The organism is Aeromonas sp. s10, assembly GCF_040907975.1.
GTDB classification, from domain to species: domain Bacteria; phylum Pseudomonadota; class Gammaproteobacteria; order Enterobacterales; family Aeromonadaceae; genus Aeromonas; species Aeromonas caviae.
The window spans coordinates 1-14,247 of the sequence record NZ_JBFOCV010000050.1; the positions used below are offsets into that span (position 1 = coordinate 1).

Below are 14,247 nucleotides of genomic sequence, written 5' to 3' on the forward strand. Positions count from 1 at the left end.
GCACCAGCGGGGTTTCCATCAGCAACTGAGGTAACTGATATGCGCAATGTAGCGATTTCGAACGCACTACGCAATGTGAAGGAGTGCCATTGGCATCTGGCCAGACTGGCACGGCGCCGCAATATGACTCGCTCCGACGACATCGCGGCACAGCACCATGCCGCCAATGCACATGCCTGGCGCTCGCTCTGGCTGAATCTGAACACCAAAGGGGGCCGACATGCATGATGACCTGTTCGAACTGGAGCCGCCGGTCGACGAGCTGGGTGGCGCCGAATCTGGACCCGCCCATATGCAGCCGCCAGCACCGGTCAGCCCACTGACCAAGCACTGGGAAGCAGCGCAGGAGGAGTTCAACACCTCGGGCAGTGATGCCCGCCGAAACCGCAACATCGCCCAGGAGCTGCTGGCACTTGGCGCCATCCGCGCAGTTTATTGGCTGGCGCTGGGTGGCGGTGAAGTCGCGCTGGCCACAGAGATCGCCGAGTGGTGGGCCGAGTGCGAGCCACTCCATGGACTGGGGGAGACCATCAAATGAGCCACCAACAGCAGATCGACCAGTGGGTCGACAAAATGCTGAACGCCGAGGCGCGCCTGCACGGCCTGCAGCTTGACCTAGTCGAGCTGCGCGCAGATGGTCCCCATGGCCAGCGCACGCCGGCCAGAACCCATCTGACCTTGTGCCGCCAAGCTCGTCAGGCTGCCCGTCAGGCATCGAGCAATATCCAGTCTCTCTACACCGGAGGCGCCATCTAATGACTCACCAGAAACCAGCCGGGCTTGCCCCGGCTTTGGGCGTCGTGCGCCCTGCAAACAGCCATATCGTGACGCTTGAGCCATGCACCAAGTGCCGCCAGATGGCGGTTTGTCTACCGGTAGCGGGCCGACACGGTCGCCGCTCTTACCCCTACTGTGTCGAAACCTGCTGGCCACTGGCCCGCGCCGCCAGTGAAACCGTGCTGAAGACCGTCCCGGCCAACGCCCGCCCCTCGATGCGCTGCAGTTGCTGCGGCGAGTTCAGCCATGTGCGCCCGGTCATCCTGGGCGGTAACCGGCTCACCAGCCTGTTTTTCTGCGAGGCCACCTGCTGGTCTGATCGGCTCGCCACCCTGGACATGGTACCGACCTGCTCCACCTGCGGCCGCTACCTGCAACCCAACGAGTATGTGAACGGCAAGTGCGGGGTGTGTAAATGAACCACAACATTATTTCTGTTTCCGGCGGCAAAGACTCCACTGCCACTCTTCTGCTGGCAATCGAGCGGAACGTCGAGAACCTGCAAGCAGTTTTCTGCGATACCGGTCATGAGCACCCAGAAGTCTATGCCTACCTGAACTATTTAGAGATACGGCTAGGCATTGCCATTCGAAGGATCAAGCCGGATTTTTCTATTCAGCTCGGGAGGAAACTGGTCACTGTGATGACGAAGTGGCGCTCTGAAGGAGTGCCAGCGGAGTTCATCAAACGAGCCAGTGAAGTCCTGACCCCAACAGGGATACCATTCCTTGACCTTTGCCTACTCAAAGGGCGCTTCCCCAGCGCCATGGCTCGGTTCTGCACCGAAGAACTGAAGCGCAACCCAATGCAACAGCAAGTGCTATTCCCTCTGCTGGAAGACCATGAAACAGATGAGGTATGGAGCTGGCAAGGTGTGCGCGCAGATGAGTCAACATCGCGCTCAAAACTGCCTGAGAAAGATGAGGTGCGTGATGGCCTGATCAACTACCGCCCGATCCTTACCTGGACTGCGCAGGATGTTTTCGAGTTTCACCGCAAGCATGGTGTGAAATGGAACCCCCTCTATGAGCAGGGCTTGAGCCGTGTTGGCTGCATGCCTTGCATCATGTGCCGGAAAGACGAGCTGCGTGAAATTGCTAACCGCTGGCCGGAAGAGATCGAGCGCGTCGCAGAGTGGGAACGACTGGTGAGCATGGCCAGCAAGCGCGGGGCATCCAGCTTCTATGGCCCGCGTGTCGCGGGTGGCAGTCAGTCAGTCGAGATGATGACGCATGAAGAGGCTCAGGATCTGCTGAACATCAATCGAGTGGTTGACTGGTCGATGACTGGCAGGGGTGGAAAGACGTTTGATATGTTCGCCCGCCTTGCTCCTGACGTTGGTTGCTCCAGCGCTTATGGACTTTGCGACAACCCAGTTGTTGATCGTAGCGGTACTGACACCCGACAAGGGGATGTCGCATGATCGACTCCATCACCAACCTGCACGGCATCCAGCTCCCACAGCACTACCTGGTCGGGCACCACGCCATCAATATGGCCGGGGCGGCCGAGCAACTTGCCCGCATCGAGTGGCACGTTGCCAAGCCGCTGGCCGCGACCTTCCTGCGCCGCTACCCGGCCAACTCCAAGACCGCCAACATCTGGCTGCGCCGCATGGTCGATACCTGCGCCGCCGCACAGAGCCGGTTCCCGGTACCGGTGATCGACCTGCGCAACGATGTGCGCCGCGAGCTGGTTGCCGCCGAGTGGGCCCGTCGCTGCCAGCAACTGCTGGCGGCGGCGGGCCATGAGCGCACCGCCACGGAGCTGCTGGCCGATATCGGGGCCCAGGCCAAGGCGTGGCACTTCTGCCCCACCCTGCCGGTTCACCCACGCACCAAGGTGGAGCGCCTGTTGGGTCGCCCCCTGAGCCAAGAAGAGCGGGACGACCTGGCCGACGAGGTGGACAAGTTCGAAGGGGCCGCCGCCAGCCTGCTGGTGCGCCTGCTCGACGAGTCGTGGTGGCTGCGCAAGATCAACCGCGCCTGGGCCATCTACTGCGAGCTGATTGCCATCCTCACCGGCCAGGTGCGCAAGGGGGTCAGCCCCTACGCCAGTGCGCACGCAGTGCGTGAGTTCACCCAGCGTAAAGCAGCCCAGCAAGCCTGGATGGCAGGCATGAGCGCCGTCAATGAGGAGCTGGGGCAAGAGATTGACCTGGTTGATGCGGTGATGGGCTCGGTCGCCAACCCCGAGATCCGCCGTCATGAGCTGATGGTGCGCATGCGCGGCTTTGAGGACATGGCGCAGGATCAGGGCAAGTTGGGTCTGTTCCTGACCCTGACTGCCCCCTCCAGCTATCACGCCTGGCGCCAGGGCAGCAAAGACAAGGCGAAGACCTACCAGAACGAGAAGTTCAACGGCGCCTGCCCGACCGAGACCAACCGCCTGCTGTGCAAACAGTGGGCCCGCTTTCGGGCCGCCTTGGCCCGCGAGGGGATCATGGCCTTCGGTTTTCGGGTGGTGGAGCCGCACCACGACGGAACCCCACACTGGCATTGCCTGCTGTTTATCAACCCCGAGCACCAACGCGACTTTCTGACCCTGCTCGCCTACCACTTCACCGCCGCCGAACGGGCCGAGCTCAAGATGCCCAACGGCGACCAGCTCGATGCGCTGGCCGAGATGAAAATCCGCAACAAGATGCCGCGCATCAAGTGGCTGCTCGATGTGAACAGCCCGGCGGTGGTCAAGGCCATCAACCCACGGGTGAACTGGAAGGAGATCGACCCGACCAAGGGCAGCGCCACCGGGTATATCGCCAAATACATCGCCAAGAACATCGACGGCCACAAGGTCGGGATGGACTACGAGGCAGAGGCACCGGTCGACCACACCACCATCGCGGTGGCGGCCTGGGCGAGCTGCTGGCGTATCCGCCAGTTTCAGCAGATTGGCGGCCCTGCTGTGAGCGTGTGGCGCGAGCTGCGCCGACTGGGTGACGAGGTGATCGAGTGGGATTGCATTTTGGAAGCCGCCCGCACCGCAGCCGACAACAACCGCTGGGGCGACTTTATCGACGCCATGGGCGGCATTGACCTGCCCCGCAAAGAGCACCTGATCCGCCTCTCCAAGCGCCTCGATGAAGCCGCCAACAAGTATGGCGAGGATGTGCTGCGCCTGATGGGGGTGATTACCGACATCGGCCAGACCACCGCCATCACCCGCACCGAGGGTTGGCAGATAGTGCGCAAGGGGGTCAACGGGTCGGGTTTGGGCGAGCAGCGCGAGCCTGCAGTGAGCGAGCGCAGCGAGTTGCCCTCAGGCGGCGGCAGCCGCCCCCCTCGGAGTTCTGTCAATAACTGTACGAAAGGATCCAAATCGGGGGTGAAAGGATCCGCTCTGGCTAAAGAGCTGGGCCGAATGGGTCTTGATGAAAGCAACGCCGCCCTGCTGCTGCACGGCAGCATCATCCACGCCGACGGCCAATATGTGCGACTGGTCGGCGATCGGCTGATTGTGAGCCGCAACTGGCCGGGTGCCGGCGATGCCGTGGCCGACCAGCTGACCGCCGAGGCCGAGGCCGAGCAGGCCAGCAAGCGGGCAGCCAGCAGCGATACGCTGAAACAGCAGGCCCACGAGCTGATGCACTCAGGCGGCAGCGTCACCGAATGGCTGGCCGCCCTGCCGCTGGCGCAGGCCGAAGAGGCGATCGCCATCTTCACCCGCCTGCTGGATGACGAAGAGGACCGGGCCAGTTACCAGCCCACCGAACAGGAGCAGGCCCGCGTCGACTGGCTGAAAGCAGACAACAAGCGCCATGAAGCAGAAATCGCAGCGGCCCGTCAACGCAGGGGCCTTTAACTAAGGAGGTGTGTATGAAGAAGAAACCAGCCTACATGCTCTGGACAGGCACCATTGTGTGCAAAACCACAGGAAAAAAGCTGTGGATTGCCGAAGGCTGCCACTACGACAAGGCCAACCCTGGGGCCCGCGAATGGCTTAACCCCACCTTCAATCCAGACGAATACGAATTTCCAAAGCCAGAGGAACCAAGAGAAACATGGTCGCCTTATGCAGAGGGGGAATAACGTGCAGGACATCATCCCCCGCGCCAACGTGGAGCGCCTGCTGCCGCTCTGCCAGCGGCTCTGGCCCATCATCCAGCAATACCCGCCGGGATCGGCAGGTCGTGCCGCCATTACCCACGAACTCGACAGCCTGCCGGCAGCCGACCGCTATCTCTGCGATCTGCTGCTCGACCGCATGGAGCGGGTCATCCGGTTCGAGGATGCTTGGTTCCCGTTCTACCAGGGTGAGATAGACACCATCACCCCACCCAAGAAGGCAAAGCGGGTGCTGCCTGCCGGCCCAACACCCAAGCAGGTTTGGAAGGCAACTCGGACTCGGCAGGGGGCGTTTGCCAGAAGGCAGCACGAAAGATAAAGGACAACTTGTCTTTACATGCAACAATTTGTTGCTAAAATCCTACTTGACCAACGAAGTTGGACATCAAGGGTTCCGCCAGACCCGTTTAGTCAAAAAAGCAGGAGATCAGCATGGCTCAAACAGTACGCTTAGACGATGACTTCATCGCCGACGTGAAGATCCACGCGTCTGCCGCACATCGCTCTTTGCCGAAGCAGATTGAGTACTGGTCCAAGATCGGCCGTATGGTCGAAGACAACCCGGACCTGCCTTTTAGCTTTATCAAAGACGTGATGCTCGCCGCAGAGCAAGTCAAAGAAGGGCAAGTAACCCGCTATGTCAGAAGAACAAAACGAGATTGAGGTTTTTGAGTCAAACCTTTTTACCAAACAGCTCAAAAAGCTCTCTGCGAATGACCTGAAAGTAGTGGAAGACGAGATCGAGCGGGTCATCGATGACCCTGAGATCGGCGAACAGAAGAAGGGGGACTTGTCGTACCTGCGAGTGCACAAGTTCAAGCTCAAAGGGCAGTTGGTGTTGCTGGGCTACTCCTGGAAAGGCGCAGAACTGCAGCTCTATCTGCTGAGCGTCGGCCCCCATGAGAACTTCTATGACGCGCTGAAAGAGCGTCGCAAGGCCGATTTGAAACTGATCGACTGACCTTAAATGGGCCCTCTCGGGCCCATTTTTTACAGTGACCTCACCTGACCCGCCTGATATGCTAGGAATGATTTTTCAAACTAATCAATGACATATGCTGGAGGCACTGAAAATGAACCTTAACACATACGACAAGCTGCGTGAGGTTGCAGCCAGCATTCGAGAGCGCGCAAGCACTGGTCAGAATGCTATGGAAATGGCTCATAAGGGCGCTATGTTCTTGCTCCATGAAGTGCATGAGAGCAATGGCATTATCTATGGCGACAAAGCCAGCATTGCCAAAGCTCTGCGTCAGTATGCAGATACCCTGGATGCTGACGCCAAGAAAGCCTGAGATACCTCGAGGGTATCAACCGCCACCAGATACTGGCTTGCACCATATCCATCTGTAATAAAAGATAATTTTAATCAGGAAAGAATCGATGTCTCTGGATAGCATTCGCAAAGAGTGGCGCTCAATCTGCGGGCTTGCACTGATGTTCATCATCGCTGCAGTTTCGCTCGGTGTAGACATAGTATTCCCTAACGATAAATTCTGGTTCCAACGTTCAGGCGCCCTGATAACCCTTGCTGGCGTTTGGTTGCAATACAGCAAGCTCGTCAGCACATGGAAGCAAGCTTTTGATAGTGAAATGAAAGGAGAAACACAGGCAGATCGCCTCGAAGCTGGCAAAGGCAGCTTGATGTCCGATTCGCTTAAAGAAAACAGGGCAACACGCCAGTTTGTCATTCGTCTTCACGAAATCGTCACAGCTAAAAGTACCAAAGATAAACTGTCCGTCTTTTTGATGGTATGCGGAACCCTCGTGTGGGCTTACGGCGATCTCCTGTTTAGATAGACCTCTACACAGGGCCCAATACGCCCTGTGTATGTTTCCTGCCGAAACTAACGTCCCCTTCCCTGTGTAGAACCGGTACCCTGCCGGCGGTGTTGTGCTGCTGGGCGGGGTGATGGCGCCGATTTTTCCTGATAAGCGCTGATGCGGGCCGCAGAGGGCCGGAAAGGGACAAAAAGGGAGCATCAGGGACTATTGGGGTTGATTGGTGTCGCGCTGTTGCGCGATACTGCGCGGGCAACGGCAAAATCCGTTGCCGGGATTGGCGTCCCGAACTTCCACAATGAGCACAACACGCTCTCGCGTGTTTTTTTGTGCAACCCAGTTACATCTGTCAGTTATGACGGGCTGGGCGGGGGCCCTTCGGGGCGCCGGGTTCATTGTGGCCGGTACGCCAACCTCGTTCAGTTCGTCACCAGATGATTGGCGTCATCGGTGGCGTTACCCAACGACGTTTGGAGACACCACAATGAACAGCATCCGCTTCCATGACACCCAGTTCACTGTTATCCCCCATCACGGCCAACCCTGGCTGACCGCACCACAAATCGCCCAAGCCCTTGGCTATGCCAGCGATGATGCCGTGAGCCGCATCTATCGCCGTAATGCGGACGAATTTACCCCCTCCATGACCTTGACGGTCAAATTGACCGTCAAGGGGTTCGGCAATGGCAGCAGCGAGAAAGAGGTGCGGATCTTCTCCCTGCGCGGCGCCCATCTGATCGCCATGTTCTCCCGCACCGCACTGGCCAAAGAGTTTCGCCGCTGGGTGCTCGATGTGCTGGACCGCGAAACCGCAGCCCATCCACAGCCACTCACCGTGCTGACCGATGACGAACTGCACTCGCTCGCCTGGCTCTGGCGCGCCGCCGATTACATGATGGGGGCCGCCCGACGCATCTATCCCCTGCTTGATGTCGCCGAACACCGTGAAGCCGGCACCTACTACTCCATCATTCACGAATACCCGATGACCCTGGCCGCCGCCCAGCGCATCCTGGCCGACAAGACCCGCCATATTCAGAGCGCCACCCACGGCAACCGCGACTGGAACAGGTTGATCCCCCACCTGCACCGACTGCCGATGCCAAAAAGTTGGTAAATGTGACCGGTCACGCACTAAGGTGCGTGACCGGATTCACTTGAGTGGGATATTATCTGAAATTATCAGAATACATATCAATTGAAGCTAAAGGCATTAGTGATGACAATATTGAATACTTTGAAATCAATGGACCAAAAGTTTGCATGGTCATTTTTGGGGTTTGTGTTAGCTGTGATATTTGGTGGGATTACTATTTACCTAGGATTTTTTAAGGATGACAAACCAGACTTAAATTACACTATTTTATCAAACTCAGGCGTTCTTGACATAAAGGAAGAGGTGGGGAATCTTGATGTTTTATATCGAGGGAATAGCCTAAGCCAAGATAAAAAAGACCTAAAAATAATCACATTCAAAGTTATTAATACTGGGGAGAGCTCAATACTTCCAAATTTTTATGACCCAAAAGACCCGCTTGGCTTTAAGATTGAAAATGGTGAAATAGCCGAAAAGCCATTGCTAATTTCGGCTAGCAACGAATATTTAGAAAAAAATCTCGAGATGCTTCAAAATAAAAACTCGATTGAATTTTCAAATGTAATATTAGAAAGCAATGAATACTTTGAAATTAAAGTTCTTGTTCTGCATTCTATAGGTGTCTCACCTCAGCTACAGAGCACTGGAAAGATCGCTGGCATTCGCAGTATAAATGTGGTGTCTGGAGATAATTTTGTAGATGAGCGCTCATTTTTCGATACCACTTTTGGTGGTGGCGTTATAAAAAATATAACCAGAGTTATTGTCTACGGAATAGTGTTTATTGCCATGATTATTCTAGTGGCACTTTTTGTTTCGTCTATAAACGATGCTAGATCCAAGGCAAAAAGAAAGAAACTCGTTAAAATATTTAGGGAGTTTGACAATGCACGAATTACAGAAAGTGACCATTACTTTTTTGAACTATATGTTGATGGAAACGAAAGCGCACTAAGGTATGCATATCAACGAATAAGCAATCCAAATGAGAATATTAACTATGGCTTGCATATCTATGGTGTGAATAAAAATAATCTGCTTTTGATAGAACAAAACATCACCAATGCACTAATAGACAAGGGATTTATAACCAAAGAAGGGTCAACATTTATTTCATCACAAGAAAGATTGGCTGTGATAAATGAGTTTATACAATTTCTGAGACGTAAGGGTGAATATAAAAAGACTAACGCCATATTTAAAAATGCAATTGCACTTACCAATGAAATGAATGATGCACTCATTGAATAAAAATCAAACCAATCAATAGATGCACATCAAAAACGAAAGGATCTGACGGAAAGTGAAGGATCGCAAAAAGGATCCGCTATCCTCCGCGCGGCCAGCGCTGGCGCGGGGAGCCGTTCCCCTCCCCCAATCGTTCACCCGCATGATTTTCCACACATAAAGCGGGCAGGCGAGGCGGGGTCTTGACTGCGCGCGCTGGGTGCTGAGGGGCCGCCGCCCCGGGGCGTCAGGGCGCTGAACGCCAGGCAAAACAAAGCCCCCTCGGTGAGGGGGCTTTCATGACGCTATGAACACACACAGACTCCAGGTGCTCGGTGTAACTCTAGCCTCGCCTATGCCGCCTGCCCTGTCAGATCTGACAGTCGGTAGGGATTGAACCGGATCACCTCCTCCCCCGCCCAGTCATTGAGCGCCAGCAGGCTGGCCTTGATGCTGTCTATCTCGTTGATGTCGAACACCTGGGCGGCCTTGGTCACATCGCCAAAGCCGCCGGTGCTGTTGGGCATGACTCCCATCAACTGGGGCGGTACCCGGTGGCTGGCGAGCTGGTCATCCCGGCTCACGTTCTTGATGCTGAGGAAGTCATCCTTGGCGGCCACCTCGGCCACCGGGATCAGCTTGACCCCGTCCTTGCTGCCGCCAGGGGTGTAGAGCAAGAGGTTGCGGAAGTTGCCAGGGCCCTTGCTCTGGCGCAGGGCTTCTTTAAGGTCCTTGATGTCCTGCTCATTCTGCGTTGGGTCTGTGATGTGCATGATGAAGCCCGCGTGGCTGCCGTTCTCGTAGTAGCGGCGGCGGAACAGGGTGGCCGACTCGTTGAGCAGGGTGGAGTTGAGCCCGCCGACATAGTCGGGGATGCCGTAGATCTCCTGGTTGATGTCCGCCTCCATCACATGGCCCACCCGGCCTGCGGGCAACGCCTGCTCCTGGCCGGGTTGGGCAATCCACCAATACTGGTTGAGATCCAGCGCGCGCCGGGTGTACTTGGCGCGCAGGTGGTCATAGCGCAGCACCCCGCCGAGCCGGTTCTGCACCGCCTGCAGGTAGCCGTTGCCGAAGATGAGGTAGTCCAGCACCAAGCCGGTGAAGGCGGCCAGGCTCAATTTCGGGTGCGGGATGAAGCAGGAGCGCAGGATATTGCGCTTCACCTGGATGGCCGAGGCGTGATGCACTCCGGCCCGATAGACCCGTGACAAGCCATTGAGAGAAAGGGGCGGCTCGTACCAGCGGCCGTTGTGCATGGCCTCCAGGTAGTCGAACACTTCCCGTTGCGATAAGACGGGCACCGGCTCGCCAAAGCTGAACGCCTCGATGGCCGCGCCGGGTTTCTGGGTCGCCGTCATCGGCGAGGTATGGCGCTGTGGGCGGCGCTTTCTCATGAGAAAATCTCCATCATGCTGGTATTGGCACCGGTGGCACCTGCCAGCGGCTCATGTAACAGGGCTTGCATGGTTGCCCAGGCAATGTCGGCGTGGCTGGTTTCGTCGGAGCGGCTCGCCTCAAAGGTCGGCAGCTTGCCGCCCGCGGTCACGGCGCGGCGGATGCTCATGAACGCCTGGGCCAGATCGGTCATCCCGCTGTCAAACTCCAGCCGCCCCTTGTTCATCACATCCTGGGCCTTCATCACCATCTGGATTTTCACGCTCGGGTTGTACTGGATGGCGGTCACTGCCGGGTAGAACTGCTTCACCAACTGGTAAACCCCCTCCCCGATCCCGGTGGTGTCGATGCCGATGTAGCCGACGTTGTAGCGCTCGCACATGGCCTTGATGGCCCGCGCCTGGGCGTCGAAGTCCATCCCGCTCCAGCGGTGGCGCTCCAGCACCCGGAACTTGCCGCCCGGTACCGCCGGCGGGGCCAGCACGGCGCAGCCTGCGCTATCGCCCTGCCCGCCCTTGGCCGGGTCATAGCCGATCCACACCGAACGGTTGCCCAGGGGGCGCAGGGCAAAGGGTTTGTAGTCGTCCCACAGCTCCCAACTGTCGACCATGCAGCGCTGCAGGGTGGCGAGCGGGAAAACGCTCGAGGTGTCGTCCATGAACTCGCACATCAGCAGGTTGCGGAAGCGCTCCTCAGAATACTCACTGTGCAATTGGGCCATGTCGAACAGGTCGCAGCCGCCGCGCACCGCATCTTCCACCGTGACGATCTGGCGCCATTGACCATCGCCACCGAGCTTGCCGCCGGTCAGGTGGGCGTGGCTCAAGTCAAACTTGATCTGGTCGGCCTTGGGTCTGCCCTTGTTGAACTCCTCACCCGACCAGAATTTGTATGCCGGATGGGAGAGGCTGGAGGGGGTGGAGAAGTAGGTCTGACGCCACTTTTTGTGCATCGCCATCCCGCTGGCCACGTTGCGAAAATCCGCAAAGCCATGGATCCAGAAGTATTCGTCCATGTAGATGTTGCCATGGTAGCCCTGGGCGGTGCGGGCGTTGGTGCCGAGGAAGTAGAGGTGCGCCCCGTTCGGCAGCACCATGGGGTCGCCCTTGAGCTCCACCCCTTCTGCGTTGGCAAACTGGATGATGTACTGCTTGAAGATGTGGGCCTGTGATTTGCTGGCCGACAGGAAAATCTGGTTGCGCCCGGTGACCAGGGCGTCGATGAAGGCCTCGAAGGCAAAGAAGTAGGTCGCCCCAATCTGGCGCGATTTGAGCAGGTTGCGCCGCCGGTGCTGCTTGCCCGCCTCATACCAGACCCGCTGGTAATCGAACATGGTGGACTCGAAGCGCTCGATCAGCCGCTCCTGCTGTTCGGGCTCAACCACGTTGCGCTCGGGGGCCTTCTTCGGCCCCCTGTTGCGGTTCGCCACCTTGGGGTTGAGGTCGGCCTCGTTGCCGCCCTTGCTGTATTTGTTGACCCGGGCGATGCGCTCCAACTGCCTGCCCAGCAGGTCAATCTCCTTGAAATCGCCGCCGGTTTTCACCTCCTTGGCGATTAGCTGGCACATCCGCGCCTCGATGGCGAAGTCGACCCGGTCAATGGGTTTGATGTCATCCCAGCCGTCGCGGGATTTCCAGGTGCCGACCGTCCCCTCGGGGGTCGCCAGCAGCTCCGCAATGGCTCGGATCTTGTACCCCTGAAAGTACAGGTGCATGGCCTGCCTGCGGGGTTCGATATGGGGGAAGAGTAAGGGTGCTGTCATGGCGCCAGTCTACCCAGCCGCTACTGCTCCAAACGCCCCCGCGCCAATGTGCCAGCGCCGCACACACTGGCCGCCGATTGCACGATCCCGCCGCTCACCCAGACCATAACCGCGACATCACCACCCAATCACCAAAGGGATCCCAGCCCATGGCAAAGTCCAAATTTTTCCGTGTTGCCGTAGAAGGGGGCACAACCGATGGCCGCGCCATCACCCGCGAATGGCTTGAACAGATGGCCCAGCGCTACAACCAGTCCACCTACGGCGCCCGGGTCAATATGGAGCACATCCGGGGCATTGACCCCAACGGCCTGTTCAAGATGTACGGCGACATCACCGCCGCCAAGACCGAAGAGGTCACCATCGAAGGCGAGCAGCGCCTGGCCCTGTTCGTGCAGATTGACCCGACCCCGGAGCTGGTCGAGCTGAACAAGAAGCGCCAGAAGGTGTTCACCTCGGTCGAGATCCACCCCAACCTGAACGAAAAGGGCGCCTACCTGATGGGGCTGGCGATCACCGACTCCCCCGCCAGCCTGGGGACCGACATGCTCCAGTTCTGCGCAGGTGCAGGCGACAAGTCGCCGTTGGCCTCCCGCAAGCAGCACAAGGAGTGCCTGTTCACCGAAGCGCTGGAAACCGTCATCGAATTCGAAAGTGAACAGGAGAAAGGCCCCTCCCTGGCCGAGCGCATCACCGCGCTGTTCTCCAGCCACAAGAAGCAATCCACCGCCGATTTCAGCGATGTGCACCAGGCCGTCGAGACCGTCGCGAAAGAGGTCACCACCCTCGATGCCGACCTGCAGAAGAAGTTCACCGAGCAGGCCCAGACCCTCACCGAGCTGACCAACAAGCAGGACGCCACCGCCAAGGCGCTGGCCGACCTCACCGCCAAGCTGGAGGGCCAGGAAGCGTTCAACCAGCAACGCCCGCCCGCCACCGGTGGCGATAGCGCCTCCATTCAAACCGACTGCTAAGGACCATGCCCAATGCGTAACGAAACCCGCCAGAAGTTCAACGAGTTCACCAACCAGGTGGCCAAACTCAACGCTATCACCAGCGCCATGGTGCAGTTCAACGTGCAGCCCAGCGTCCAGCAGACCCTGGAAACCAAAATGCAGGAGTCGGTCGCCTTCCTCGGCATGATCAACGTCACCCCTGTCGATGAGATGAAAGGCCAAAAGGTCGGTATCGGCATCACCAGCACCATCGCCGGTCGCACCAACACCGACACCAAAGACCGCCAGCCCAACAGCCCGCACGGTCTCTACGACCAGAGCTACGAATGCGCCCAGACCAACTTCGACACCCAGATTGGCTACGGCCAGATCGACGCCTGGGCCAAGTTCCCCGACTTCCAGACCCGTGTCCGTGACGCCATCCTCACCCGTCAGGGGCTGGACCGCATCATGATTGGCTGGCATGGCACCAGCGCCGCCGCCGACACCGACCGCAACGCCAACCCCCTGCTGCAAGACGTCAACATCGGCTGGCTGCAACACATCCGCACCGACGCCCCGGCCCAGGTCATGAGCGAAGGAACCGAGGGCAGCGGCAAGATTTACGTCGATGCCACCGACGGCGATTACAAAAACATCGACGCCCTGGTATACGACGTTGTGAACGAGCTGATCAAACCCTGGTATCAGGACGATACCGACCTGGTGGTCATCTGTGGCCGCAAGATGCTCTCCGACAAATACTTCCCCATCATCAACGATGCGGGCGACAACCAGAACAAACTGGCTGGTCAGGTGCTGGTGAGCCAGAAGCAAATCGGTGGCCTCAAGGCTGTGCGCGTCCCCTTCTTCCCCGAAGACAAGCTGCTCATCACCAAGCTCAGCAACCTCTCCATCTACTGGCAGACCGGCGCCCGCCGTCGTCACATCGACGACGAGCCCAAGCGCAACCGCATCGTCAACTACGAAAGCACCAACGACGCCTACGTGGTCGAGGACTACGACTGCGCCGCCCTGGTCGAAAACATCGTCATCGGGCCGAATCCGGCCCCTGGCGAGTAAGGGGGTGACATGACTCCCGCCCGCCGCCACCGCGAAAGAGCACTGGCCGCCCTGCAAGGGGCGGCCAATCCCCAATTCGACCAGGCCCGCGCCAACGCCTACGAGCTGCAGCTGATGCAG

Annotated in this window: 18 protein-coding genes and 1 pseudogene; 17 read left to right on the forward strand and 2 right to left on the reverse strand. The window is 58.2% G+C overall.

The window, feature by feature from the left end; all coding sequences use genetic code 11:
- The 14 genes from AB5Y59_RS18065 to AB5Y59_RS18130 all read left to right on the forward strand — a co-directional run.
- The coding region (locus AB5Y59_RS18065) for a hypothetical protein (protein WP_368212470.1) at window positions 1-228 on the forward strand (228 nt) is incomplete at its 5' end.
- Window positions 221-538, forward strand: a complete 318-nt coding sequence (locus AB5Y59_RS18070; RefSeq protein ID WP_319916698.1) for a hypothetical protein — start codon at window positions 221-223, stop codon at window positions 536-538. The genes AB5Y59_RS18065 and AB5Y59_RS18070, both read left to right, overlap by 8 nt.
- Complete coding sequence (locus tag AB5Y59_RS18075) at window positions 535-756, forward strand: hypothetical protein (RefSeq protein WP_139392791.1); 222 nt, start codon at window positions 535-537, stop codon at window positions 754-756. The genes AB5Y59_RS18070 and AB5Y59_RS18075 overlap by 4 nt, the downstream gene beginning before the upstream one ends.
- A gap of 68 nt (window positions 757-824) precedes the next feature.
- Window positions 825-1,196, forward strand: coding sequence for a hypothetical protein (locus AB5Y59_RS18080; RefSeq protein WP_368211598.1), 372 nt, complete (start codon window positions 825-827; stop codon window positions 1,194-1,196).
- Window positions 1,193-2,200 (forward strand): phosphoadenosine phosphosulfate reductase family protein, encoded by a 1,008-nt coding sequence (locus tag AB5Y59_RS18085; protein ID WP_368211599.1) that lies wholly within the window; start codon window positions 1,193-1,195, stop codon window positions 2,198-2,200. Before AB5Y59_RS18080 ends, AB5Y59_RS18085 begins: the two co-directional genes overlap by 4 nt.
- Window positions 2,197-4,581, forward strand: coding sequence for a replication endonuclease (locus tag AB5Y59_RS18090; protein ID WP_368212471.1), 2,385 nt, complete (start codon window positions 2,197-2,199; stop codon window positions 4,579-4,581). The genes AB5Y59_RS18085 and AB5Y59_RS18090 overlap by 4 nt, the downstream gene beginning before the upstream one ends.
- A gap of 14 nt (window positions 4,582-4,595) precedes the next feature.
- Window positions 4,596-4,808, forward strand: coding sequence for a hypothetical protein (locus tag AB5Y59_RS18095; RefSeq protein ID WP_005308768.1), 213 nt, complete (start codon window positions 4,596-4,598; stop codon window positions 4,806-4,808).
- A 1-nt stretch (window position 4,809) separates the two neighbouring features.
- Entirely contained in the window at window positions 4,810-5,163 is a 354-nt protein-coding gene (locus AB5Y59_RS18100) for a hypothetical protein (protein ID WP_368212472.1), read from the forward strand.
- Window positions 5,164-5,276: 113 nt separating this feature from the next.
- Window positions 5,277-5,507: a hypothetical protein gene (locus AB5Y59_RS18105; protein ID WP_005308760.1), complete on the forward strand. Its 231-nt coding sequence runs from the start codon at window positions 5,277-5,279 to the stop codon at window positions 5,505-5,507.
- On the forward strand, window positions 5,482-5,805 hold the full coding sequence (locus AB5Y59_RS18110; RefSeq protein ID WP_368212473.1) for a type II toxin-antitoxin system RelE/ParE family toxin: 324 nt from the start codon (window positions 5,482-5,484) through the stop codon (window positions 5,803-5,805). Before AB5Y59_RS18105 ends, AB5Y59_RS18110 begins: the two co-directional genes overlap by 26 nt.
- 94 nt (window positions 5,806-5,899) lie before the next feature.
- Window positions 5,900-6,139 (forward strand): hypothetical protein, encoded by a 240-nt coding sequence (locus AB5Y59_RS18115; RefSeq protein WP_368212474.1) that lies wholly within the window; start codon window positions 5,900-5,902, stop codon window positions 6,137-6,139.
- 88 nt (window positions 6,140-6,227) lie between these two features.
- Complete coding sequence (locus tag AB5Y59_RS18120) at window positions 6,228-6,644, forward strand: hypothetical protein (protein WP_342040433.1); 417 nt, start codon at window positions 6,228-6,230, stop codon at window positions 6,642-6,644.
- Between the two features lie 466 nt (window positions 6,645-7,110).
- Window positions 7,111-7,743, forward strand: a complete 633-nt coding sequence (locus AB5Y59_RS18125; RefSeq protein WP_368212475.1) for a P22AR C-terminal domain-containing protein — start codon at window positions 7,111-7,113, stop codon at window positions 7,741-7,743.
- 102 nt (window positions 7,744-7,845) lie between these two features.
- The gene (locus AB5Y59_RS18130) at window positions 7,846-8,973 is read left to right on the forward strand and encodes a hypothetical protein (protein WP_368212476.1); all 1,128 of its coding nucleotides are present in this window, start codon (window positions 7,846-7,848) and stop codon (window positions 8,971-8,973) included.
- A gap of 329 nt (window positions 8,974-9,302) precedes the next feature.
- Here the strand turns inward: AB5Y59_RS18130 and AB5Y59_RS18135 are convergent, their stop codons facing one another.
- Together AB5Y59_RS18135 and AB5Y59_RS18140 are read right to left on the reverse strand one after the other, a co-directional pair.
- Window positions 9,303-10,346 (reverse strand): phage portal protein, encoded by a 1,044-nt coding sequence (locus AB5Y59_RS18135; protein WP_319884110.1) that lies wholly within the window; start codon window positions 10,344-10,346, stop codon window positions 9,303-9,305.
- Window positions 10,343-12,109: a terminase ATPase subunit family protein gene (locus AB5Y59_RS18140; RefSeq protein WP_319921715.1), complete on the reverse strand. Its 1,767-nt coding sequence runs from the start codon at window positions 12,107-12,109 to the stop codon at window positions 10,343-10,345. Before AB5Y59_RS18140 ends, AB5Y59_RS18135 begins: the two co-directional genes overlap by 4 nt.
- A 149-nt stretch (window positions 12,110-12,258) precedes the next feature.
- Between AB5Y59_RS18140 and AB5Y59_RS18145 the strand changes: the two genes are divergently transcribed.
- The 3 genes and pseudogenes from AB5Y59_RS18145 to AB5Y59_RS18155 all read left to right on the forward strand — a co-directional run.
- Entirely contained in the window at window positions 12,259-13,083 is an 825-nt protein-coding gene (locus AB5Y59_RS18145; protein ID WP_025327448.1) for a GPO family capsid scaffolding protein, read from the forward strand.
- 12 nt (window positions 13,084-13,095) lie between these two features.
- A complete protein-coding gene (locus AB5Y59_RS18150) occupies window positions 13,096-14,127 on the forward strand; it encodes a phage major capsid protein, P2 family (protein WP_319884107.1) in 1,032 nt (343 codons plus the stop codon).
- Window positions 14,128-14,136: 9 nt separating this feature from the next.
- Window positions 14,137-14,247 (forward strand): annotated as a pseudogene (locus tag AB5Y59_RS18155) (terminase); the annotation flags it as partial.